Genomic DNA, 24,510 nt, shown 5'->3' with positions numbered 1-24,510 from the left:
GCTATAAGTATTAGACCTCTTGCGAAAGTCGTTATTGCAAGTTCATCCGATTTACCAGTGCAGCGATTAAGTTAATGCGTAAACCGAATCTTTTCCGTCTATTTCGATAGCGTTCACTTAATATTCTAAATGTTTTCAATTGACTATTAATATGTTCGATCACAACTCGTATTTTTCCAATCATTTTATTGTACTTTTTCTCAACATCAAATAAGGGTAAATTCTTCTTTTTCTTTATTGGCATCAATAATTTAAAGCCATCTTGCTCTAATCCGTAGTACCCTAAATCGGTCATAACATATTTACAATGTTTGAATTTTTTAACCGTTCTTCTTGCCAATTTAATGTCATGCTGACTGCCATTCGATATATCTAGCCCTATGATTTGTTTGCTGTTCGGATGATAGATCACTTGTGCTTTTAGCGTATGTTTCTTCTTTTTACCACTGTAGAACTTACTCTGATTTTTTTTTCGGACGTTCTATTGAACATTCTGTCGCATCAATAATGACCCAGTTAAACTGTTCGTCTGCTGTGGTAATGCTTCGTTTTGGCAGAGTAAACCGTCTTGATTTCATCAATGCATCTTCAACCTTTTTAATGGTTCGATTCACATTACTTTCAGCGATATGGTAATTTGCAGCCAACTCCAATTGAGTGCTGTAATTCCGTAAGTAATTGAGTGTTAATAATAATTGATCCTCTATAGCTAAAGTATGAGGACGCCCAGATTTCTTTTTAAGTGATTCTACTTCTTTTAAAACTTCGATCATTTCACTAAAAACTGGTCGAGGTACACCAACCAAGCGCTGGAATTCAGAATCTGAAAAACGATTTAATTTCTGATATCTCATGAAATTTAGATTGAGGTGGTTTTTACTTTCGCAAGAGGTCTATTAATCTATTTCTTAAAGATTTTAAAATGAAAAAAGTACTTTTGTTTGACCTAGACCAAACCATTCTTAATCGCAATGAATCGCTTATAAAATTTCTAAATTGGCAAGTAAACTTCTTCAAATTAGTACCACAAGAATTAAAAGAGTCTTTTATTAAAAGCTTCATCAAGTTAGATAACAATGGAAGTGTTTGGAAAGATATTGTTTATGATCAATTAATTAAAAACTTTAATATCAAAAGATATGATACAAATGAATTGCTACAGTCTTATATTAATAATTTTAATAAATTCTCTACAGCTTTTGAAAATGCTCAAAAAATCATTCAAAACCTTCATGCTCAAGGATATACATTGGGCTTAGTATCAAACGGAAAAACACCGTTTCAAGAACATAATTTTTATGCTTTAGGAATAACAGATTATTTTTCAACTATCGTGATTTCTGAAGCCATAGGTTTAAGAAAACCTGACCCAGCAATTTATCTATATACTTGCACTCAATTGGGCTGTAACCCATCCGATGACATTTTTATTGGAGACAATCCCAAAGCAGATATAGAAGGCGCCAAAAAAGTGGGTATGCAAACAATATTTTTCCACCCAACTCTCACTCTTGAACACCCTCTTTCTGATGCAAGTATTCATCATTACGATGAACTTGAAGAAACAATTAAGAGATTAGTTACTAATCCCCTTTATTAAGCCAATCAATATTATAAAAAGCTTAATTTAAATGCTTTGATAAAGTATTTAGCCTATTTTGAGTTTTATAGCTATCATCGAAAAGCCAAACTTAAAAATTACAGATAGTACTTATAGGAAGAGTAATGGAAATTTCATTAAGACTTGCTAACGCTGCCGATCTCAAAGCTATAAACGAACGTTATGCCGAGGTTGATTTTGTACCATCACATGAAGATGAACTTATTGTACTAGCTTCTATTGGCGAGAAAACTGTTGGTCAAGGTAGAGTTGTCTCCATTGATTCGAACAGCGGTGAACTCGGTGGAATTTATGTTTTTCCTGGCAATGAAGGGTTAGGAATTGCTCGTAAAGTGGTCGATTTTCTAATTAAAAACTCGGAATTTTCCAAGCTTTACTGTTTACCCTTTGCTGAACTGGAAGGCTTTTACGGATCAATGGGTTTTAACCCTGTAAAAGATATGGTTCAGGTTCCCAAAGCTGTACTCAAAAAACATGAGTGGTGTAATAGTAATTACGACAAACCAGTTTTACTTTTACAAAGAAGTGAATGAGGCAATACCCATAAAAAAAACCGCCCCAGAAGGCGGTCGCTGAGTATAACCAGCAGGTATATAGAAGTATGGTGGACGAATACTTCTATATTCTTTTATGAAGGAGCTTTATTAGATTTCATAAAATCTTCAGATTTAAAATAATTAATGATCATATCTGCATGCTCTTCTTTTGGAGGAGCAACTGTCACAGGAAGCGATTCTTTAGACATTTTAAATCCGTGTGGGATTAACTGTGAAATTGGCGGGAATTTAGGTTTTCCTCCTTCTGTAACCCGTTCAATAAAACTGGCTAACCAGAGTAAATACTCTCCTTCATTTTCAAACTTTGGCATTACACTTACATCAACTTTAACCTTGCACTCACTAAGCGGTTTAGTTAATTGCTCATCAAAATCGATATAATTAAACTTAAGTTTGAATTCAGTTCCTTTAATGGCCTTACGAATCTGACTGATTAAACAATTCAGATTTTGTGTAAGGTCATTGGTGAATAAGTCATCTTTTTTAATATTCTTATAAACCTTTTCAGCCACGGCTAAATATTTTGGCATTTTTAACCTCCTCAATCTCAATTGTTATAAAGTTTTGATCTTAAAATGATTTATGGTTCTGATTATGGTGAAACAAATGTTAAGGAGTGAAATGTTATTATTGTTGAATGTAAGTAGTTAAAGCTTTCTGTAAGTTGCACCAAAAAAACACCGAAAAAAATTATGGTTTTGTTAAATCCTCCGCAATATTTTTTAAATTATTCTCTTCTTTTGAAACATTTATTTTCAATTAAAATTTACCATTTGGTAAATTAATACGATCTCATTTGCTGATCGCGTCTTACCAGTCCTAAAACTGATCTACGCACCCTAATTTCTTCTTCAGAAAATGGCAGATGTTGTTTCAACTCATCAATAGAAAGAGAATTATTTTCTATTAAAAAACAGTCTTGTTCGGTCGTCCATTGAGAAACTACCGATTCAGTTTGCTTGTAGTAACGTTTCATATGTCCTAGTAAATTGATGAGGCTAAAAAGCTTATAAATAGAACAGGCTTTTTAGTTTTCGAGCAGAAAGAAGAGTAAGAATACTACCGAAATACACAACAATAGAAAAGCCAAACATCACTGTAAAGCATTGTTTGGCACCTGTTAAAAATTAGCTTAATCCAAGTTTAATTGCTGTCATACCTGGCAATGATTATGATGTACATGTAAACCAGATGAAATTCTCTGTCCTTAACAATGGGTTAGTTCGGGCTAAAGGAAAGAACTTTGGTGAAAACTCTCAAGTAGATTTTAAAGTTCAGTGTGATGGGAAAAATTGTCAAATTGATGATATTTACACTCCTGATAGCTATAAAAAAGAAGTAATAGCGATTGTCAAAAATAATCAGTGTTAATAAATATTATTCAGAAGTAAAAGCTACGCTAAGTAGCTTTTACTTAATTTAAGAATGTAATCCAGCGATCATCAAATTATCTAAAATAAGTTCACTACGTTCTAAATCAAATGGAATTACCCAAATTTTTGGTTGTAGTCCAGTCTTCAATAAGTCATGAAGTTTAAACTCAAAAGGCTTTAGTGCTATCTGGAAATTTTTATGTTTTGGATAGATTAATACGATATCTGATGTGTGGCCCTGATACATATGATTATAGGCAAACATCTGATACATATCGCTTTGTTTTATCCCAAATTTTTCCTCAATATTATTGCTATTAATAAGTTTCCATTTAGTATCAAGTATCAAATATTTTTTAGACTTTGATTGTTCACAATAATATTGGATAGCTAAATCTGGTATTAAATTAAATATATCTTTTGAATTATATTGAGCTAAATATTTACTAGATTTCTGAGTCTCAAGCTTTGCTCCTTTTACAAGTTGCTTTGATAATTGTATTTCTACATATTTTTCAAATAACTTTTCCATAGGAAATAGAATACTTTTTGCCTGATTAATACCTTTTACAGCAAATGGGATTTCATTGCCTAAAATCAATTCACACCAATACCTTATATCGGAATAATGCGACATTAGTCGATCATTTTTCCATTTTTTAAAATCTTCCCTATAATTTGTAGATTGAGGCACTTCTGAGAACAGTAAATGAAACTCATGTGATGTTCGCCACAAATCAGCAGTCTTAGCTCTTTTACAGACCACATCAATACATGACCGAATCAACCGATTCTCTGCCCGATTTGACGTAAAAATATCATGTTTTATACTTAATTGATGTTGCCTTGTTAAAGGTTTTCGCATTTGTTGTGCTGTATCTAACTGTCCTCGTAAGAAGTTTTCTTCAGCCTCTACTCGCTGATAATCAAATCGTATCCCTGTACGATAAAGTTTCTGCAAAGCATCTAAAAATTGTGCATAGAACCAGTCTGTTAGAGGTACTTTGAATTTTTCAATCGAGGCAAGACCTGTATCACGCTGTGGCAACTGTAAAACCTGTTTCAAGATTTTAATCAAGATAGCCCTAGCATTACCATTATCCTCTACTGAATCAGCATGTTTTGGTAAGATCTCAATTTCAGTGCCGCATGGGGTTTCAATAACTCCAACAAAATTCTGTACTTGAATTTCCGATGCTGTTCTACCTAACTTTAAAATTCGCTGCCCATTTCTGAGCAGTTCCTGATTCAGTTGAAATAGGTAATCAAAACCACTCTGTGAAATTTCTGCAAAATCCATTTTCTGATTCTGCTGAGGAGGATTTTGTGAAACTCTTAAATATGCATATTCACGGATAGTGATATTCGACATAATCACAATCCACTTAACTCATTTCTGACTTCGGATGTTTCATCATAAATTGCAATATACTTCTTCACATCACTGAATGCTTCAGCCTTAATTTCCCAAATATTACGATTAATCAAGCTTTGATCTTTAAATAATCTATTTTGCGAACTTAGCTCATACTTTTTATGAAGCATTCCATTCCCATTTAAAACCGCATCAATCTTTTCCCAATCGTCAAAGAAATATTCCTGTAATTGTGGAATGATTTTTTGCTGAAAAATTTTAGCTAATTTTTGGATTTCTGGTTCTACTATTAAAGGCATGAAATTGGCATGTCCAATACAGTGGTCTCTATCTAATAGTATTTCGATGCGTTGATTTATTACAGTCAGTAATTTCACAATATTAATACCATCAATCTCTATGTCGTTCTCTTCCTGATCTCTTAACAACTCAGGTTTTGGTGGCATTTCAATAAAATCAAAACGTCGACGTAACGCAACATCCAGCCCAGTTAGAGAACGGTCTGAACTATTCATTGTCCCAATAATATAAAGATTATTAGGAATACTAAATTCTTCTTTTGAGTAAGGCAAAATTGTACTTAACTCTTCATCATTACCTTGACGTTTAGAATCTTCAATTTGGGTAATCAACTCACCAAAAATACGGGAAATATTCCCTCTATTAATTTCATCAATAATTAATACATAAGGTTTAGGTTTTGCATAAGCAGATACACTAGCTTTTAGTTCAGCTCGAAGAGCTTTTGCTATCGCCCATTCATAACTTTTCTGATCAATAATTTCCTCATTCTGTAATTTTAAGTAATTACGAATATGTCTTAACGACAAACTGATATCTATATCTTTTTGAGTTAAGGCAAATAAAGTGCCTTGCTGATTTGCAAAAACTCGTATTTCTTTGCCTGCTTTAGTATGAAAAACAAGTTTTTTCTCTTTTGCTTTCCTTATTAATCGTTCAATAGCTTGATTAATACTTTCATCTTCTATTTGAATACTATTTGAGCGCTTAGCTTCATACTCCATTCGAGCATCATCACAAAGTTCTTTAAACAAACCAGGTTTAACATCATAACTTAGTCCTTTATCATTAGCCTCAGCTCGAATACCCTCAACAAAATCTTCATAACTAAAACTTTGGTGAAAAGTTATAAATTTAATTTGTCCAATTTCTTTATAGTGATCAAATATTTTTTTTAGCTCAGTACGATCTGGATAAAGTTCATCTAACTCTTCAAAAGTTTTATTCAATAAAATACTGAGTGAATGATTAATTGTATGGTAAGTTTTACCAGTACCAGCTGCACCAAATAAAATACGATTTAATGGTCTAATCAACGAATCTTTATCACATTTTGTTTCGTTATCATCTGAAGTAATTGAGTCATGCTGGCTAAATTCCTCCATAGCACTCTTTTTAGGGTTAGCATTTAAATATTGTTCAGCTAATTTATTTCCATATTCCTGAATGGGAATATTTTTATCCTTTTTTCCTAAAAGATACTTATATGCTTGGGAATAAGTAAAATTATTATTTCCACTCAAAAAATCCAACCATGTCTTTGAAAAGATAGGAACAATATTTGGATTTTTTTGATCCTGGTATAAATATGCAATTTTCCATTTTAATACTGGAGAAAAGTCAATCTGGTCTATAGCTTCCATTTCGCCTAATTGACTTGCTTTAATAGTTTCCAATATTCTTTTCTTAACTTCATCAAATGCTTTTTCTTTAGTTTGACCATATTTTTCTAACCATGCATAGTCAGTCTCATAAATTTTACCTTTACCATTCTCTTTCTCATCAGAAGCATTTCTGTGGTAAATACCAAATTTAAATGCAGACCCACCTAAAATATTAGCGATAAGTTTAGTCTTATGTTCAAGCCAATAGCCAAATGTATCAATATTACCTACCTGGGAATACTCTGGCAGAGTCATTTTCTGAACTTTTTCTACTGACCATTGATTTAAAAATTCATTCCAAAGAGTTTGGATTTGCTGCTCACTCATTTCACTTACATCACTTCTATAAGTTGTGCTTAAAATTAAAGCTGACTTTTAATAAAAAATATTTAATGCCTATACTAAATGATAGTAATTAGGACAGTTGACAGGTTATGTCCTATATAGTGTTTCTAATGCAAATTTACTTATAGATTATATCTCTAGATATAGCTTTAGATCATTTTCCACACTATATTGGAGCTCAATAGGTGAGATTACCTTAACATGAGGTATCCAGAATCTAATTAGTGATTTAATCTGATCTTGATGTACTATACGACTTGAAATAATCAGGCTTCCATCATCATTTTTTTTCATAATTTGTTGCTCAGGAAAAAGCTGTCTTTGTTCGAAATGTTCAGCAGCTTGATATTGAACTGACAATACTATTTCTTTTTTTTCCTTGCCAAACCAAATACTCTCCTCATTTTCTAATTGTTTTATTATTTCTATATCAGATTCAAATGGATCTAAATGATGTTGTATTTGGCAATCTTTGCCAATTCTACTCAAGCGATACGCTCGTAGCCCTAACTGATCATTTCTTACCGCTGCTAAGTACCAACTACCGTGGTGATGTATAAGTTTATATGGCTGTACTGTACGTAACTTGCTGTTGTATTGAAAAGCTATATGTTTTCGACCTTGTATTGCTTCGCGAATTAATTTAAATAGCTCTGAAAAATGAGTTGTGTTTTCAAAAAAATAACCTTTTGCCGCATAAACTTCAGATGAACGGCTATCGAGTAATTCTCTTAGAAATGATAGATCCAAATTCGGATATAAACCCGTAATTCCAGAAAGCTGAGCAAAATTTTGGATATCTTGAGGGCTAATTTTACCAACATAGTTTGCTCCTAAATAAAACTTCTTTGTTTTTTCATCTATAACTAAAGGTAAACCTGCGATTGATAGCCTTTCTATATCTCGTTGTATAGTTTTTTTAGATACACTAAAATCTAAAGTCAATTCATAAGGGTCTAAATGCTCTCCTCTATTTAAACGGGTTATAATATTTGCAAGTCGCTCTGCTAAACGCTCATGAGCTTTTAAACTTTTTGACATCTTTTGAACTAAACACTTTTAAGTTTACTAATTTAATTATATTGTAGGATGTTATTCCCTTGATATACTACAAATAATTATAAATTTTATATTTTTCAATAGATAGTGAAGATAATTTATCAATATTTTACTTAGATCTTGCTATCCAATTTTCTTTTCTAAAATAACTATTCATAGTAAATAATTTATACCAAGTACAATTCAAAATCTTGGCAATATTTTTATAGAATTACGTGTATATTATATGACTAATTTATACGTTAATTCCAATATGACCAATACACTTTCTGAGCACAAACAAGTTGAAGTGGTAACTACTTTTGCTGAGCTTGTAAATACACAGTTTCAGGGGGATAAGAACGCTATTTGTTGGGTCAGAAATTTGGCAGGCGACTTTAAAGAAATTGTGGCAAAACTTCAGTTAAAAGAAAATATTACTGAAATTTCTATTGAAGATTTATTAGCACTGCCGCTTTCAGAACAAGGTGATTTGGCTCGAGACATTATTTTAAAGGACATACAGCTCTTAACTGATATGGGTGCATCACCTGTACTGAACTTACTTAAATATTATGAGCGTGATGATGAGCTAGATTTTATTTCAACAGATGTCTATTCATTTCACGTTGATCGCTCCCCTATTGAAACCGATACGTTCTTATGTACTTATCACGGTGCAGCTAGCGATATTGTGCCTAATGATCAAGTTGAACAAAAAGTTTTAATTCCAGAAATTAGAGAAAAGCTTAGAGCTTTACACGACGGGTCAGAAGCCGAATTTGAAAGCTTTTTAGCAGAGTATTTCTTTGATTTACATTATCAACCTAAATCCAATGCACAACCTATAAATTTAGGTACGGGACACTTGTGGCGTTTGGCGGTAGACCATCCCACTCAAAAGGTTTTACCGTGTGTGCATAGAGCACCTGTTGAAAATGACGGTGAATATCGGTTGCTACTTATCTGTTAATTTCCGACATGTTGCTAATTTTAAAGACTTAAATATCTGTTCTTTCATTATTAAATTGGCTTAAAGTCAATTTATATTAAAAAGGATTTCTAATTTCCCGTCGTTCAGTCCAATAATGAATAAAATAAATTTGAATATTTACTAAACCGAAAAAAATTAAAAATATTGAGCTAAAGTAGTTGACCCTCACGTAACGTAAGCCCCTAGCATAAAACACGCCTAAGGAAGAAGGAGCAAAAAGATGCTGTTAAAAGTTGGTGAATTGGCTAAGCAAACAGGACTTACTGTCCGTGCTCTTCATCACTATGACGATATCGGTTTACTTCAGCCTTCGGTCCGTTCTGATGCTGGTTATCGACTATATACCCGTAAAGACATTACCCGTTTGCATCAGATTCAAGCATTACGGGGACTGGGAATGTCGTTAGCCGAAATCCATACGGTTCTTGAAGACCCCAATCTTGCACTTCTACCAATTATTGATCAGCAGATTCAAGCAATAGATCAGAGATTGAACGAGCAAAAGAATTTGCGAAATCAACTCAGCAAATTGAAATCTCAAATTATAAGTGGTGAAGAGCTTGGATTGGAGGATTGGCTAAAAACACTGGAGCTTATAGCAATGTTTGAGAAATACTTTACAAAAGAAGAGCTTGAAAAACTTACTTTCTTACAAGCAGGTACTAAAAGTCATCAAGAGTGGCAAGAATTAACACTGGCAGCAAATGCATTATTTAATGCAGGTGAACCATTTAACAGTGAAGCAGCTCAAGATTTAGCACGAAAGTGGATGAAAACTCTTGAGCATAATACGAGGGCTAACCCAGAATGGCTTGTTAAATTAAATACCATAAATTCAGCCGAGCCTGAATTTCAGGAAAAATTAGGGGTAACACCCGAAGTTGTTGAGTTTTTACTTCAAGCGTTTTCTGAAAGTAAGCTGAGTATTTTTGCCCGTTATTTATCTGATGATGAGTTTAATTTTCTCAAAGAAAATTACATTCGTGAGATGAAAAAATGGCCTCAATTATTGGTCGATATTGAAAAATTGATTGATGCCGAGGTCAAACCAGATAGTGAAGGCGCGCAGCGTTTAGCAAAACAATGGCTTGCTATGTTACAAGGCTATGCTGGCAATAACCCAAGTACTCAAACAAAAATTCGTACTGCAATGCAAAATGAACCAAGCCTTGCTGACGGTACTTGGCTCAAACCAGTTACTCTACAATTTCTGGAAAAAGCCGTAGCAGCCTTAATGCGTAGTGCCTAGTTATAAGGAAAAGCTAAATCTTATTGACAAAAAAAAAGCCCTCTTTAGAGGGCTTTTTTATTTATTCTACAGAAATAATTACTGTGGAATAATGTTAGTAGCGCTAGGGCCTTTTTGACCTTGCACAACATTAAAAGTCACACGTTGACCTTCATGTAAAGTTTTGAAGCCAGAAGATGCGATTTCTTTGAAGTGAGCAAAAACGTCTGGACCTGAATCTTGTTGAATGAAACCGAAACCTTTAGTTTCGTTGAACCACTTAACTGTACCAGTAGCTGTGTTGTTAGACATGATATACATCCTATTGAATTTTAAGAACTTAAAGTCATGAGACATGACGGGTTTAACTTGGAAAAAATAACGAATTGAGCTTAAGATCTTAAAAACGGAGGATTATGAATAAAGCTTCGATACTAAAAGAGGATTTACTAAACTAATAAGTCTTTTTTCTAGTTAAGCTAATTATACACTAAAAAATCACTTATACAAACATTTTATATGAATTATTTATTACGGTTATTCTAAATATTTGTTTACATCTGTACAAATAATTACACATTATTATCTAAACATATAACATTTTATTTGTTATGTAGACTTTTAAAAAATGATATTTATAATCATTTGAAAGTTTGTTTTACACTCTCGGTATTTATTAATTACAATAACTTAGGCTATCTATCCGCCCTCCTCTATAATATGCATTAATATTATTAGTATTTAGATCTATTCCATATCTTTTCATTTCACAAATATAGGACAACATAATTATCTTTTAAAACTCTATTAGAATAAATATAAATTACATTAAATTTAAAATAAAAAATTCTAGTTTTTAATATATTTTAACCAATTCGGTTAAAACTATGTTTAAAGCATATAGGCTCCTGCCAAATTTATTTAATTTAAACACTCCCTACTCTCACTGGACCATATAACTTTAAAAAACTGGATGTATTCATTAGACCATAGGCTTCGTAACCTATAGATGGCTTAAATCTAGCAATGAATCTATCACTACACTCTTTAAATTTTGAGGACTATTATGCGCCTACATTTTATTGTTCATGAAAATTTTGAAGCACCGGGTGCATATGAAATTTGGGGGCAAACTAATAACTTTGAAATGACATATTCAAGAGTGTATTTAAACGAACAATTACCCTCTACAGTTGAAAATATTGATTTTCTTATTGTGATGGGTGGTCCACAAAGTCCTGATACGACAGTTGAAATGTGCCCTCATTTTAATTCGCTCGCAGAACAAGCTGTCATAAAGAAAGCTATAGAGGCGAATAAAGTTGTGTTAGGTATATGTTTGGGTTCACAACTCATTGGTGAAGCTTTAGGTGGTCAATTTGAACATAGTCCTGAAAGAGAGATTGGTAAGTTTCCTATCATGCTGACTGAATATGGCGTTAAAGATTCTCTATTTTCACACTTAGGAAAAATGACAGAAGTTGGCCACTGGCACAATGACATGCCCGGGTTAACAAGCAATACCAAAATTATTGCTTTTAGTGCAGGTTGTCCGCGGCAAATCGTGGAATATTCGAAATTAGTCTATGGCTTGCAGTGTCATATGGAGCTAACGCCTGAAGTCGTTGAACTACTCATTCAACACTCAGCAACTGAACTCGACCAAGCCCCTGCTTATAAATTTGTTAATACCCGTGAGGAATTGAGAAATCATGACTATCAAGAAATGAACCAAAACTTGTTTATTTTCCTAGATAAATTAAAAGATGAGTATTTAAAACTTAACTAAATCACGGCAAAGCCCTTTTAATAGGGCTTTCTTTCATAAAATTAGATGATCTATAAAGTTTAAATTCCCTTTTGCACTGACAGTAAACGAACATAATTTCGCAGCAACAAAATCCCAAGTAATAGATGGTCGCACTGGTAGCCAAGGTCTAACAAAATAATAGCGTCTGTCACACATGAAACAGCTGACGTGCAGAAAGTTAGCTTTTAGGTTTTAAGACGGCTATATAACATTTTCAACACGCATTTGTTCTGCACACTGTAGGGCGTATTGCAAATCTTTTTGTAAATCGACCACAGATTCCAGCCCAATATTTAAGCGCACTAAATAGCCATCTTTAGGTAAATTGGTATGTGTTCGATAAGCTTGCCCAACAGGTAAAATCAAACTTTCAAACCCTCCCCAAGACAAACCAATATGAAATAATTGCAACGAATCAAAGAATTTTTGCACATATGAAGGTTCAGATTCTTTTAAGTAAAAAGCAAATACTCCAGATGAACCATCAAAATCTCTCAACCACAAATCATGATAAGGACTTGTTTCTAAAGCAGGATGAAGCACTTCTTTAATAGCCGGATGTGTTGCTAGAAATCGGGCAATAGTTAAAGCACTATCTTGATGCTGCTTTAACCTTACCGCCAAACTTCGCAAGCCACGTGATGCCAAATAAATATCGTCTGGGCTTGTGGTCTCACCAAACAAATGACCTGTTTTAGTGAGTTGTTGGTATGTTTCGGCATTTGCAGTAGCCACACCCATGAGTATGTCAGAATGGCCACCAATGTATTTGGTTACGGACTGAATAGAAATATCAGCACCGTGCTTTAATGGTTGAAAAAGTAATGGCGTTGCCCAAGAGTTATCGACTAATACTTTTGCGCCGTATTGATGACTAATTGCAGAAATCGCTGCAACATCACTCAATTCAAATGTCATTGAACCAGGTGACTCAATAAACACCGCAGTGGTACGATCATTAATTTTTTCGGTTAATGCTTCAAGATTGGTAGAGTCAAAATATTCAACACTTACCCCCATTTAGACCAATATATTGTCAGCAAAATTTCGTGTTGGACCATAGATATTATCGGCAATCAAGACATGACTATTTGCCTCTACACAAGCCATAAGTGCATGTGTACAAGCCGACAACCCAGATGGAAATACCATACTACCCGCACCGCCTTCAAGCGCACTGATTGCACTTTCAAAAGATTTAGCTGTTGCGGCGCCGAAACGGCCATAATGTCGATATACCCCACCATTTCGCTTAAATTCTTCCCACTCACTAAAGCTATTTACAACAATAGTAGAACCACGAAAAACAGGTGTGTTGACTAGACCATCAAAGCGCTCGGGTGTTCGTCCTAAATTAATGACATCTGTACTGAATTGATTCACTTTTATATTCCGAGAAACATATCAACTTTATTACCAATTCATGATAGTGAGGTTTCCATGGATATAAATTTTAATTTTTTCTACTTTTTATCTTTAAATTAGATTTATATTTCCTATTTTTACTTAAAATTAGAATTTAAATCCAATACTTATTTCTTAGGGTAAAATATTATTTTATAACGCTCTATGCATTGATCTACTTGTTGTTCGAACTAGCTCTTATGAAAGGTACTTCTCACACTATCCTTCATCTATGATTTGCTGGATACGCTTTTGGTAATTATTTAAAAAATCATGTGTCACACGGAAATGTTCCGTTTGTTCATACTGGATTTCACGAATCCCTGTGTCAGAAAATTGATAGATTTTAGCGTTAGGGTAAGCTAGTAAAATTGGGGAATGCGTTGCAATAATGAGTTGTGACTGGCTTTTGCATAATTCATGAATAGCCGACAAAGCTACAAATTGCATGGTAGGTGAAAGAGCAGCTTCAGGTTCATCTAATAAATAAAGCCCCTCACCTTGTAATTTATGAGTGAGCAACTTTAAAAAACTTTCACCATGAGAACAAGCATGGATATTGCCACCATAACTTTTTACATAGTTCAATTCATTCATATATGTGCCAATATTGTAATAACTCTCAGCTCTTAAAAAATAATAGTCTTTCGGCTTTTTAAAGCTTTTAATCATTCTTAAATACTGAAATAAATTTGATGAACTACTGGCTGAATTAAGCCGCACGTTTAGAGTGCCGCCTTCTTCGGAAAAGCCAAGTGCCAAAGCGATGGCTTCCATAATAGTCGACTTACCAGAACCATTTTCGCCAACAAAAAAAGTAACGTCTGGATGGAAGGTTAATTGTTCAATATCATTAACGGCTGGTATCGAAAATGGATAAATTGACCAGTCTGCCTGCATATTTGCTTTAATTTGTACCGAACGTAAATAAGGTTTAGCTTGTAGCATTTTGGCTGGTCCTTAATTTTTAATAGTATCTTCAGTTTTTATTAGAAAAAATTTAAAGGAAGTTCTGTCGTATATTTAATTTGCTCCATGGCAAAACTCGAACTCACATCTGCCAACCCTTTAATTTCAATTAATTTTTTATAAACTTTATCGTATTCAGCAACATCCGATACGGCGACTTTAAGTAAATAATCTGTTTCACCTGCCATTCTATATACTTCAATCACCTCATCTATGTTATAGATATGAGAGTGAAATTTCTCAATCCACTCAATATTGTGTTGTGCAGTTTTAATAAACACCATCACAATCACATTAATGTTGAGTTTTTTACGATCTAGCAAAGCGACTTTTGCACGAATAATACCTTTTTCTTCCATCTTATGTATTCTGCGCCAGCAAGCCGTATTGCTTAATCCCACTTTTTCAGCAATATCACCGATTGCCAATGTGCAGTCCTTCTGTAGAAGATCTAATATTACACGGTCATATTTATCTAAATTTAACTTCATACCTTCAAGCTTCTCTGCACAATGTATTTGCAATAAATCAAATCAATAAACAACATATTAAATTATTATTCTAATTTTAATAAAAAGATATTTGCCCTACATTTTAAACAATCACCTCATATTCGAAATGCATTTATTTCTAGTGTCCATCTAACAATCTATTTTTAAAGCTTGAAAGTTGAGATGAGCTTTTATTATTATCTTGTACATATTCGGTACAATAAAAGAGACAAGAAAAATGCCAAATCAATTTGATGCTGTTTCTATAACAAAAAAAGCGAATGTTCATTACGAGGGACACTCCATTAGTCATGTTATTGAACTTGAAGATGGTACAAAAAAGACTTTAGGGGTGATTCTTCCAACAGAAAAAGCTTTAACTTTTAAAACCCACGTTTCAGAACGCATTGAGATCATTTCAGGCAAATGTAGTATTCAAATTGGCGATGATCCGGAGACTAAAATCTATTCAAGTGGTGAATCTTTTAAGGTTCCAGAAAATAGTAAATTTAAAATTATTACAGATGAAGTGATTGATTACGTCTGTCATTTAGAATGAATCAACATTACAAAGTTATAGCTTTCATAGGATGTGTTTTTTCTATGAACCTTCCTATCTTTTTTTAAATTAGGCAAGATGAAGTTTAAATTTTCAGTACCTAAGCATTGTTACGATTATCTATAAGCTTTGATACCTAATAATATAAATATATAAGAGTGATGAGATAATTGTGGGATTTAGCGGGATAAGATGGGATTGAGTGGGATAAGATTTGAAAAGATTTTTCATACTGTGAAATAGAAAAAGCGGGCTTTTAGTCCGCTTTTTTATTCGAATAAATCCAGATTCTGGTCTAAATGGAATTTAAGCTTTTCTTCACCATTTACGATATGACGAATTGTTCTAATTGGAGTCAGGAATTGATTAATAAGCTCAATACATTAATCAATGTGACGGGGCAGAATAAACCCACATTTAATTTTAGTGGCGGCCTACTGGGAGCAATTTCCGAACATGCAGCAACTGAAGAAAAACGTCATGGTGCTTCTAATGTGCCTTTTTATCTACAACGGCACTAAATTAAGCGGAAGCATTTCCGCCTTATATCAAGGTCAGACATTTCACAGAATAGCCTCACAATAGTGAGGTTTTTTTATGGGCTGGGATACAGATTTACAAGATGCAAGTTTCCGTGGTGTGCCGTTTGAATGCACGTCAACTAAAGACACTGCGCCTAGAACTCTTGCTATCAAACAGGCTCCATATTCAAATGAAGCTGAAATTGAAGATATGGGTAAAGACCCAGTTAGAATTTCAATACAAGCAGTTTTTACTGGGTCAGACTATTTAACTCAGGTCAATGCGTTAGAAGCAGCATTAAGTGCGACTGGGCCGGGTGAATTAATCCACCCAATCTTTGGTATACAGCAAGTGTATGTTGCTAATCATGAAATTGATCATGAAGCAACTACAGTAGACTCCTGTACGATGTCTATCGAGTTTGTAAATGGAAAACCTAAAAAGCGTGAGCTATTTGTTCCTATTGCTACACCTGAGAAAATTGCCACAACAACAATTATCGATGCACCTGCTTCAGCATTAGAAAGTGCATTAGAAAAACTCAAAATTGTCGACACTGATAAGTTATTTAATACAGTCAACACGATTCGCAACGGCATCGATCAAGCCCGCTCTTATTTAGGTGTAGCAAAGCAAACAATTGAAGATGTTTTATCACCTGCAAACTGGATCGTTGGTTTAGTTGATGACGTCACCAAACTTGTAACCTTTGATACTAATATTTCTGCTCTATCGAAATGGCGTGATGTAGTACACCGGGTCGAGCGATTTGAAAACCTTTTTCAAAGTGATAACAGCACTCCAGAGCTTGACCGAGTCTGGCGTTCAACACAGGCAGCCAGCCAAGTTGCGATAGCTCAACAAGTTATCGCAACGACACGCACTGAAATGGCAAACAATCAAGATATTAGCTTTTCACCAGTCGATTTAGCGCTTGTCCGTAAAAAAACACGTGAAGTACTTCAGCAAGCTATTCGTGAAGAACGTGCCATTAATTCCTATGAAAGTATTACGCAAATACAAGTCTATAAAGACGTTGCTGCTCAAATACAGGATCAAATCCAAGAACTCATTGAGACACGTCCACCAATAACTAAAACACAAGTGCCTGTACCTTGCACATTGCATTGGTTAGCTCACTTTTTATATGGGGATATGAGCCGTGCCGAAGAAATTCGACGCTTAAACCCTGATTTAGTGAACCCTGCGGCATTGCAGGTCGGTATGGAGCTAACCATCTATGCAAGATAATCAGGGTAATGAAATCCGACTTGTGATTGCGGGTTTAGAAGCTACAGGCTGGGATCAAGTTGAAATCGATAGTCAGATCGATACTCCAGCAGAAAACTGGAGCTTTACGCTATTTGAAACAGGTGGACAAGCGTTAAATGCTGATATTAAAGGCGGTGCCAAGGTTCAAGCGTACCATGCAAATCAACTCATTTTGACTTCTGTTGCAGACAAAATTTCTGAAGCTGCAAGCCGTGACGGTTATGGTTTACAGATTTCCGGCCGTGACCTTGCAGGTCAATTAATTGATTGCTCCGTACCGATTTTTAATGGACGTCAGATAACGCTCGAGGAGTTGGTAGGTCGTTACGTCTTGAGCGGCGATTTAGGTTCACTGTTTCATGATGTCCGCATTCAAAACAATGCTTGGCTGAAGAATAAAGTCTCTGTTGAGCCGGGTGAATCTCTCTGGGATGCATTAACAAAAGCAGCTCAAATCACAGGTCAACATGTTTGGCTTGACCCTGACGGGACGTTGCAGATCGGTGACCCATTTGCCAATCCATATCACGTGCAAACACCATTACGCTTGATGCGTCCTTTGAATAACAGCAACAACGTTCTCAGTCTTCAGTATGAAAATGATGTTTCTAGGGTGTTTAGCGATATCAAGGTCTTAAGTCAGGATAGTAATGCCACCTCAATTCTGTCTGAGACTACCGCTCAAACACAGTATGACTATAACCGTCTAAAAATCGTCACTTTGGGCGATGTCGAAACTGAAGCAGAAGCCAATGCTGCGTTAGAAAAAATCAAAAAAGACAACGACCTTGAAGCCCATATGCTGACTGCAACAGTATCCGGTTGGATGATCGATGGAAAACTATGGTCAACGGGCTGGTACATCAATTTAGAAACCAATGTTTTATCAAGAGCGACAGCCAAATGGGCTGTTTATGGTCGCACTTTTCAACTTGACCGTAAGAACGGGAAAACCACAAAACTTCTTCTGAAACGTCAGGGTGACTGGGCAAATCCATTGGTATTAAAGGAGAAAAAATCATGATGAGAGCTGTAGCTTCCCAGATAAATAAGGCTCTTAAGCAAATCAGACAGCCATTGTTCGCCCTGGTCGCACGTGGTGGTTCAAAAGTATTGCAATTAAAGGGTTTTGCCGATGAGACATTGCAAGAAATTGAACTTTTTCAGCAAGTCGGTTTTAGCTCATATGTACCCGATGGAGCACGTGTTGTAGTTATTCCTCTTCACGGAAAAACCTCGCGCTCAATTGTTGTTGCAACGACTGGGGGAACCGTCGTGGTCAATGTTGATGAAGGTGAAACCTGCGTTTACGACCAATTTGGGCACAGCCTTTTACTTAAAGAAGATGGTACGCATATCACCGCTGGTGACCTTTTTATTGATGAGGGCAATTTGCATGTGCCGAATGGCAATGTCTTAGATCAGAAAGGCTCAATGCAGGAAATGCGCGATATTTATAACAAACATAAACACGGTAATACACCGACTCCAACAGAACCAATGTAGGTGCATCATGGCGAATATTGATTTAAAAACAAAAGATTATGTGCTGATGAGCCTTGATGCTGCCTTCAGTAAAAATGAAGTACAAGCAATTTGCCAGCGTTTAAACATTCATCGACGCAAGTACTGGGCTAATTCTAATATTGGCAGCCGCTTATACACTTTGAAACGGTCTAAGGATGTAACTCGTACCATTCAAACAGTTAAACAATTTGCTGAAGAAGCTTTAGAAGGCTTAGTGCCCAATCGTTTTGCTGCAATTTTGGTAAATGCTGTTCAAACAGTTAAAAGTCAGGTGGACCTAAATATTGAAGTTACACAGCTATCTGGTCAGAAACAAACAATCCTTTATTTTGTTAAGGTTGGAGGCTAATCAATGGCATATCCAATCAGGACATTTGACCAATTACGTGCTGAAATCATTCAGGAAATCCAAAATTTAACTGGATTAACACTAGATGATGAAGATGATGCAGCCATTCGCGCAGATGGTGAAGCTGCTGTGGTTGAGGGTCTTTATCATCATCAAAGTTATATTCAAAAACAGCTTTTTGTTGCTACAGCTGATGAACCTTTTCTTTATATCCATGCAAAACGCTTAGAGTGCCCGCGTAATGGAGGTTCTAAAGCTTCAGGGCGTGTCAAAGCGACATCAAATATTGCGGTCACTATTCCAGCTGGTACGAAAGTCACAGATGGCAAAGGTCATTACTGGCTAACTATATATAAAGAGACACTTACAGCAAATAAGCCTAAAGAAATCCAAGTTATTGCTGAGTTTGAAGGTGTGAGCTGGAATTTCGATGGTGTGCAGCTGCTTTGGGTTAGTCCGTTGCCGGGTGTCGCTGCACAAGTGGATGTTATTGAAATATCTGCTGGTGTTGATGTTGAAGACGTTGAAGCTTGGCGTCAGCGGATGATGGATAAAGAGGCTCTAGGTCTTATTCGTGATCGTGAAGCTGACCTTAGACGTATTGTGAAAGATGTGCCGGGTGTGGCCGATGTTTTTATTTTTCCAAAACGTCGTGGACTTGGTTCTTTGGACGTTGCAATCACGGCAGCGGGTAATCCTCCAAATTCTCCAAGTACTGCATTGTTAGCTTTGGTTCAAACGGTGCTAGATGAATATGCTGGATTTTGGGGAGATGTAAGAGCTTATTCACCAACTAAAGAGTATTTGAATGTCACTGTATTAGTAACAGGTAGTGTGAGTCAAACTGATGTTGAAAAAGTCATTCGTGATTATGTTGGACTTTTAAAGCCGGGAGAAACTTTTGTTGCTTCTACTCTTGTTAGTCAAATTAGAGCATTACCGGGTGTGACAGATGTTCAGCTTACACCAGCAACAAATCAGGCACCTACTTTAAATGTGTTTGTGACTGGTTGGCTCCGGATCGGTATATTAACGGTGACTATGTTATGACCTATGAGCAAACTGTTGAGCTTTATGCATCCGTACTTCGTCAATTACTGCCTGCTGGTGGCTATGACACCTCACCTAAAGGAATCATTGCAAAAGATGTATACGCTCATGCAAAAATACTTGCACAAGCTGATGTCGATGCAAAACGTGTTTTGACCACATTAGAGAAGATTCCAGAAGAATTATTAAGTGAATATGAATCTGCTTTGGGTTTGCCTCTGAAATGTACTGTAAATACAAATAAAACAATTGAAGAACGTCTTCAGATTATTCAGTGGATTCAACAAACAAAGAATGTTTTAAACCGTGCTTATCTTGAGGGTTTACTAGGTTTATTTGGTATTGGGTTGATTGATTTAGTGCGCTACAGACCTATGCAATGTACAGCGACATGTGTTTCACCAATCAACATTGAAAACCTGCGGTTCAAAGTCAAACTGATCTTAAAAGCCCCAGTGCAAGCTGATATGGCATGCATCATTGAAAATTATTTACCAGCTTATTTGCGGTACGACATCATTGAGGAAAAAGTATGAAACGAGTTGATAGTGTAAATGCACGACCAGATATGTTTGGTAAAGGAAAGAATGGGTTTCATTCAAATGAAGATGTGCCGGGACAGGATGCAACCTATCTTACCCCTGACTGGTGCAATATGGTTCAAGAGGAAATAGCAAACGTACTAGAGAAACATGGCGTTGTGTTAAACCCAAATAATCGTCAACAACTTTATGAACTTTTAGCAACATACCCAGACTTAGAAAAACTATCAGATGCAATTGAAGCCCGCTTTGTCAAAGAGGCTAGTTTTAATAAGCAAGCACGTGATGAACTTCAAGCACAGATTACAGCTTTACTTAATTATGTTTCATATCCACGAATCCTCGCGTCAGGTGTTTTTTATTATAATGGCGGCGAAAACGGTGGCACAGTTACAATGATTGGTGGCTCAGATGGTTGGGTTGCTGATAACGATAAGATTAAAGCACCTGATATTTACAATTTGACAGATCGTAATATTGGGATTTTTCTAAGTCCTGAATCTGGTAATGAGGCTTCTTCATTTGATCGTGATGTTAATTCATTTAAGCCAAAAATATTTAACCGCTCAGGCCAAAACCGAGTTGTATATTCAGGTCAAGTAAGTTTCCAAGTTCTTCAGCATAAAAATCCCAATAGCACCACAGTAGATGGAGATTATCCGGTTGGCTCATATAGTTTTATTCTTCAACCGGGTGAAACGAAAGTATTCACGTTGATTGGTGCTGGCGGTGGTGGTGGAGCATCTCGACGTTCTAATAGTTCTGATTATCCCTTAAGTAATGGTCAGAATGGTGCAGATGTTCTACTTAAATTAAACGGTGAAAACATAGCTATCGTACATGGCGGCGGCGGCGGTACTCAGGGTGTATGGAGTAATGGTTCCTCTTATGACAATGGTCTTGCTGGTACAATTGGAGATGTTGATATTATTGGAGCCTTCGATTCAACTACTATTACTCAAGGTAAAGCAGGCAACGCAACCAGAGAAGATCATACAGGTGGAACCTCTGTAAGTCCTATTGCTTTGTTTGGCAAAGGTGGTGATGGTGCACAAGGAATTGGTGACGAAGGCTGGTCTTTTGGTGGCGGCGGAGCATCTGGCTCTGTTTTAGTAGCTCAATACACTAATAGAAGTACAACTAATCAGACAATTACTCTGGTTGTTGGTCGTGGAGGTGTTGGGGGGCAAAAAGGAGGCTTTGACTGGGATGTTGTAGGAAGTAAAGGAACAGATGGTTTCGCTAGAGTTTCTAGTGGTTAATATTTGAAAATCTTTTACATGATGTGCAACGAAATAGAAAAGCAATTATCTCAAAAAAATGCTGAATTTATCTCGTCGCGCATCAAAGCTTCCACCACCATCAACATTGAGAACTTGACCAGTAATAAAACCTGCATGATCTGACAGTAAAAAGATAATCTAATTAAAAAGTTAAATTATTATTAATTTTTCCCACCCCTTTATTCACTCCAAACCATTGCAAATGAGTCTCATTTATATATACTTTACTCACTTTTTTTGAGTCTAGTCAGCACTCTTGTTTGTTCGCTTGAATAGTCGCTCTTTTTTAGCCTTTCACGATTTTTATATCACTTAGGTATACTTATGTTTGCTTTCTCCCCGCGTAAAAATTTAATTACTGTTGAAATTTTAAAACATAGTAGCCCCTTACTCTTATCCCTCATTCCAATGATGTCTTGGGCAGAAGCAACCGCAATTCAACCGGCACAACTAGAAACGATTAAGGTTCAGGCTGAAGCAGACACAAGTTATATCGCAACACAAACGGCGTCGACGCTAAGAGGCAAACAAAAAAATCTAGAAAGCCCGCAAACTGTAAACGTCGTATCTAAGCAATACATGAAAGATTATTTACCTGCGAACTTGGACAATGCACTGACCCAAGTCAGCGGCATTACACAGGGTAATACTTTAGGGGGTACACAAGACACCGTAATGAAACGCGGTTTTGGTGATAACCGTGACGGTTCAGTTACCGTAAATGGTATGCCAATTGTGCAAGGCCGAACCATGAATGCGGCCGTTGAACAAGTTGAAGTCTTAAAAGGTCCTTCTTCATTACTCTATGGCATTATGGACCCGGGTGGTGTGGTCAATGTCATTACAAAGAAACCTGAGACGACTCAGAAAACTGAACTTTCCGTTTACGGCTCAAGCTTTGCTGCGGGCAAAAATGGTTTAGGTGCAAGCATAGATACTACGGGTGCAATTGGTGACAGTAATTTTGCTTATCGCTTTATTGCCGATCATTCTGATGCGGACTACTGGCGTAATTTTGGTAATCTCAAACAGACTTTAATTGCTCCGTCTGTAGCATGGGATAATGGTCAAACTAAAGTGAACCTGAGTTATCAATATCGTCACTTTGATGTACCTTTTGACCGCTCTACCGTTTTTGACCCGAAAACCAATAAAGCCCTACCGATCTCTAAATACCAACGTCTAGATGAAGCTTTTAACCAAATGAAAGGTGAAGATCATTTGGCGCAATTGTTAGTTGACCATCAAATTAATGATAACTGGTCAGCTCACTTTGGTTATACCTACAACTACGAAACTTATGATGCCAACCAGTTACGTGTGACCAAGTTAGATACAACTAAACACACCGTGACACGCCGTACCGATGCGACTTTAAATGCACAAAGCGTAGATAGTAATGCTCAAGCTTATATTAATGGTTCAACCAACCTGTTCGGTTTAAAGCATGATATTCAATTCGGTTCAGACATCGAATATCGTAAGTATTTCCGTCCAGATATGGTTCGTAGTAAAACTACTTCCACAATAGATTATTTAAATCCAAGTTTTGGAACTGTCGAACCATCTCGTGAGATTAGCAAAGATGATAGTGATCAAACCGATAAACTGCATACCTATGGTTTTTATGTACAAGATGCAATTCACCTAAATGAAAAATGGATTGCAGTGCTTGGTGGACGTTACCTGAACTATCAGCAAACTGCTGGCCGTGGCAGACCATTTAAAGAAAATACCAACACCAATGATGATGCTTGGCTTCCACATGCAGGTTTAGTTTATAAATGGAATGACCAGCTTTCATTCTATGGTAGTTATACCGAGTCACTTAAGCCGTCTTCTTCTATTGCACCTTTGGGTGGCGATGCTGTTATTAACTCTGATGTTCAACCGGAACAAGCCAAGTCTTATGAAGTTGGTGCGAAATATGAGTTAAATGACCGTGTTAAAGCAAACTTTGCACTCTATGATATTAAAAAACGTAACGTTTTAGCTAAAGTGACTAACTCATCAACTGGTGAAGTTGAACTGCATACTACAGGTGCAGTACGTTCTAAAGGTGTTGAACTCGACCTAACAGGACGTGTAACCGATCAGCTTGATGCGACCCTTACCTATGCTTATACAGATGCGAAAGTAACTGAAGATGAAAGTGGCCTTGAGGGCAATCGCTTAAATAATGTAGCGAAAAATACTGCATCTTTGGCACTAGCGTATAACTATGGCGAACTTTACAACGGTAATTTACGTTTTGGTATAAGCGGTAATTATGTTGGTAAACGTGCTGGGGATTCGGAAAATACCTTTGACCTGCCCGACTATACCCTTGCCAATGCTTTTGTCAGTTATGACACGACCATTGCCAAGCAAGCAGTTACGTTCCAATTTAATTTAAATAATATCTTTGACAAAACCTACTACACAGCCAGTGTAAATAATTTGGCCGTGTCTCAAGGTGATTCTCGCCAAGCGGTATTACGTGCAACCTTTAAATTTTAAAACATGGGATTAGAGCA

25 protein-coding genes and 1 pseudogene are annotated in these 24,510 nt (G+C 36.0%); 16 read left to right on the top strand and 10 right to left on the bottom strand.

All coding sequences use genetic code 11. The features are described from left to right. Positions 1 to 31: 31 nt before the first annotated feature. A protein-coding gene (locus tag CSB87_RS16565) for an IS5-like element ISAba27 family transposase (protein ID WP_076611894.1) occupies positions 32 to 854 on the bottom strand; the annotation gives its coding sequence in 2 pieces (ribosomal slippage) (positions 32 to 472 and positions 474 to 854; 822 coding nt in all). Between the two features lie 68 nt (positions 855 to 922). Here CSB87_RS16565 and CSB87_RS16560 point away from each other — a divergent pair. Both CSB87_RS16560 and CSB87_RS16555 read left to right on the top strand, forming a co-directional pair. After that, a complete protein-coding gene (locus tag CSB87_RS16560; RefSeq protein WP_004887898.1) occupies positions 923 to 1,600 on the top strand; it encodes an HAD family hydrolase in 678 nt (225 codons plus the stop codon). Positions 1,601 to 1,725: 125 nt separating this feature from the next. Beyond that, positions 1,726 to 2,154 (top strand): GNAT family N-acetyltransferase, encoded by a 429-nt coding sequence (locus CSB87_RS16555; RefSeq protein WP_004887900.1) that lies wholly within the window; start codon positions 1,726 to 1,728, stop codon positions 2,152 to 2,154. Positions 2,155 to 2,249: 95 nt separating this feature from the next. Here CSB87_RS16555 and CSB87_RS16550 read toward each other — a convergent pair whose 3' ends face one another. Then, positions 2,250 to 2,708 carry a hypothetical protein gene (locus CSB87_RS16550; RefSeq protein WP_002054486.1) on the bottom strand — a complete coding sequence of 153 codons (459 nt, stop codon included), beginning with the start codon at positions 2,706 to 2,708 and terminating at the stop codon, positions 2,250 to 2,252. Positions 2,709 to 2,959: 251 nt separating this feature from the next. Further along, on the bottom strand, positions 2,960 to 3,154 hold the full coding sequence (locus CSB87_RS16545) for a hypothetical protein (protein WP_002054484.1): 195 nt from the start codon (positions 3,152 to 3,154) through the stop codon (positions 2,960 to 2,962). 215 nt (positions 3,155 to 3,369) lie between these two features. Between CSB87_RS16545 and CSB87_RS16540 the strand changes: the two genes are divergently transcribed. After that, entirely contained in the window at positions 3,370 to 3,549 is a 180-nt protein-coding gene (locus CSB87_RS16540; protein WP_006580620.1) for a hypothetical protein, read from the top strand. 48 nt (positions 3,550 to 3,597) lie between these two features. Here CSB87_RS16540 and CSB87_RS16535 read toward each other — a convergent pair whose 3' ends face one another. From CSB87_RS16535 to CSB87_RS16525, 3 genes are all read right to left on the bottom strand, one after another. After that, the gene (locus CSB87_RS16535) at positions 3,598 to 4,923 is read right to left on the bottom strand and encodes an McrC family protein (RefSeq protein ID WP_004887902.1); all 1,326 of its coding nucleotides are present in this window, start codon (positions 4,921 to 4,923) and stop codon (positions 3,598 to 3,600) included. A gap of 2 nt (positions 4,924 to 4,925) precedes the next feature. Beyond that, complete coding sequence (locus CSB87_RS16530) at positions 4,926 to 6,938, bottom strand: McrB family protein (protein WP_006580619.1); 2,013 nt, start codon at positions 6,936 to 6,938, stop codon at positions 4,926 to 4,928. A 147-nt stretch (positions 6,939 to 7,085) separates the two neighbouring features. Then, positions 7,086 to 7,997 carry a helix-turn-helix transcriptional regulator gene (locus CSB87_RS16525; RefSeq protein WP_004887908.1) on the bottom strand — a complete coding sequence of 304 codons (912 nt, stop codon included), beginning with the start codon at positions 7,995 to 7,997 and terminating at the stop codon, positions 7,086 to 7,088. Positions 7,998 to 8,268: 271 nt separating this feature from the next. Here CSB87_RS16525 and CSB87_RS16520 point away from each other — a divergent pair, with 271 nt between their 5' ends. Further along, complete coding sequence (locus tag CSB87_RS16520) at positions 8,269 to 8,967, top strand: DUF1826 domain-containing protein (protein WP_004887909.1); 699 nt, start codon at positions 8,269 to 8,271, stop codon at positions 8,965 to 8,967. A gap of 241 nt (positions 8,968 to 9,208) precedes the next feature. Next, a complete protein-coding gene (locus CSB87_RS16515; RefSeq protein ID WP_004887910.1) occupies positions 9,209 to 10,237 on the top strand; it encodes a MerR family transcriptional regulator in 1,029 nt (342 codons plus the stop codon). 78 nt (positions 10,238 to 10,315) lie between these two features. Here CSB87_RS16515 and CSB87_RS16510 read toward each other — a convergent pair whose 3' ends face one another. Continuing rightward, positions 10,316 to 10,528: a cold-shock protein gene (locus tag CSB87_RS16510; RefSeq protein WP_002054492.1), complete on the bottom strand. Its 213-nt coding sequence runs from the start codon at positions 10,526 to 10,528 to the stop codon at positions 10,316 to 10,318. A 754-nt stretch (positions 10,529 to 11,282) separates the two neighbouring features. Between CSB87_RS16510 and CSB87_RS16505 the strand changes: the two genes are divergently transcribed. Beyond that, the gene (locus tag CSB87_RS16505; protein ID WP_004887911.1) at positions 11,283 to 12,005 is read left to right on the top strand and encodes a GMP synthase; all 723 of its coding nucleotides are present in this window, start codon (positions 11,283 to 11,285) and stop codon (positions 12,003 to 12,005) included. A gap of 222 nt (positions 12,006 to 12,227) precedes the next feature. On the opposite strand, the pseudogene metC reads toward CSB87_RS16505, so the two are convergent. The 3 genes and pseudogenes from metC to CSB87_RS16490 form a co-directional block, all read right to left on the bottom strand. After that, positions 12,228 to 13,409 (bottom strand): annotated as a pseudogene (gene metC / locus CSB87_RS16500) (cystathionine beta-lyase). Between the two features lie 240 nt (positions 13,410 to 13,649). Further along, a complete protein-coding gene (locus CSB87_RS16495; protein WP_006580617.1) occupies positions 13,650 to 14,378 on the bottom strand; it encodes an AAA family ATPase in 729 nt (242 codons plus the stop codon). A 41-nt stretch (positions 14,379 to 14,419) separates the two neighbouring features. Then, positions 14,420 to 14,890, bottom strand: coding sequence for an Lrp/AsnC family transcriptional regulator (locus tag CSB87_RS16490; protein ID WP_004887916.1), 471 nt, complete (start codon positions 14,888 to 14,890; stop codon positions 14,420 to 14,422). A 238-nt stretch (positions 14,891 to 15,128) separates the two neighbouring features. On the opposite strand from CSB87_RS16490, the gene CSB87_RS16485 reads away from it, so the two are divergent. From CSB87_RS16485 to CSB87_RS16430, 10 genes are all read left to right on the top strand, one after another. Beyond that, entirely contained in the window at positions 15,129 to 15,449 is a 321-nt protein-coding gene (locus CSB87_RS16485; protein WP_004887918.1) for a pyrimidine/purine nucleoside phosphorylase, read from the top strand. A gap of 332 nt (positions 15,450 to 15,781) precedes the next feature. After that, the gene (locus CSB87_RS16470) at positions 15,782 to 15,970 is read left to right on the top strand and encodes a hypothetical protein (protein WP_106105117.1); all 189 of its coding nucleotides are present in this window, start codon (positions 15,782 to 15,784) and stop codon (positions 15,968 to 15,970) included. Positions 15,971 to 16,046: 76 nt separating this feature from the next. Beyond that, a complete protein-coding gene (locus CSB87_RS16465; protein WP_009500497.1) occupies positions 16,047 to 17,222 on the top strand; it encodes a DNA circularization protein in 1,176 nt (391 codons plus the stop codon). After that, positions 17,212 to 18,267: a phage baseplate assembly protein gene (locus tag CSB87_RS16460; protein ID WP_004885610.1), complete on the top strand. Its 1,056-nt coding sequence runs from the start codon at positions 17,212 to 17,214 to the stop codon at positions 18,265 to 18,267. Before CSB87_RS16465 ends, CSB87_RS16460 begins: the two co-directional genes overlap by 11 nt. Further along, positions 18,264 to 18,749 (top strand): phage baseplate assembly protein domain-containing protein, encoded by a 486-nt coding sequence (locus CSB87_RS16455; protein ID WP_004885612.1) that lies wholly within the window; start codon positions 18,264 to 18,266, stop codon positions 18,747 to 18,749. Before CSB87_RS16460 ends, CSB87_RS16455 begins: the two co-directional genes overlap by 4 nt. 7 nt (positions 18,750 to 18,756) lie before the next feature. After that, positions 18,757 to 19,119 carry a phage GP46 family protein gene (locus CSB87_RS16450; protein ID WP_004885614.1) on the top strand — a complete coding sequence of 121 codons (363 nt, stop codon included), beginning with the start codon at positions 18,757 to 18,759 and terminating at the stop codon, positions 19,117 to 19,119. 3 nt (positions 19,120 to 19,122) lie between these two features. Continuing rightward, complete coding sequence (locus CSB87_RS16445) at positions 19,123 to 20,169, top strand: baseplate J/gp47 family protein (RefSeq protein WP_009500460.1); 1,047 nt, start codon at positions 19,123 to 19,125, stop codon at positions 20,167 to 20,169. Beyond that, complete coding sequence (locus CSB87_RS16440) at positions 20,166 to 20,705, top strand: putative phage tail protein (protein WP_004885621.1); 540 nt, start codon at positions 20,166 to 20,168, stop codon at positions 20,703 to 20,705. Before CSB87_RS16445 ends, CSB87_RS16440 begins: the two co-directional genes overlap by 4 nt. Beyond that, positions 20,702 to 21,973, top strand: coding sequence for a hypothetical protein (locus CSB87_RS16435; RefSeq protein WP_004885624.1), 1,272 nt, complete (start codon positions 20,702 to 20,704; stop codon positions 21,971 to 21,973). Before CSB87_RS16440 ends, CSB87_RS16435 begins: the two co-directional genes overlap by 4 nt. A 345-nt stretch (positions 21,974 to 22,318) precedes the next feature. Beyond that, the gene (locus CSB87_RS16430; protein ID WP_004887919.1) at positions 22,319 to 24,493 is read left to right on the top strand and encodes a TonB-dependent siderophore receptor; all 2,175 of its coding nucleotides are present in this window, start codon (positions 22,319 to 22,321) and stop codon (positions 24,491 to 24,493) included. Positions 24,494 to 24,510: the final 17 nt, after the last annotated feature.

This window comes from Acinetobacter sp. AR_0276, assembly GCF_003000705.1.
Classification (GTDB): domain Bacteria; phylum Pseudomonadota; class Gammaproteobacteria; order Pseudomonadales; family Moraxellaceae; genus Acinetobacter; species Acinetobacter nosocomialis.
This window is presented reverse-complemented; position numbering and strand designations above follow the sequence as displayed.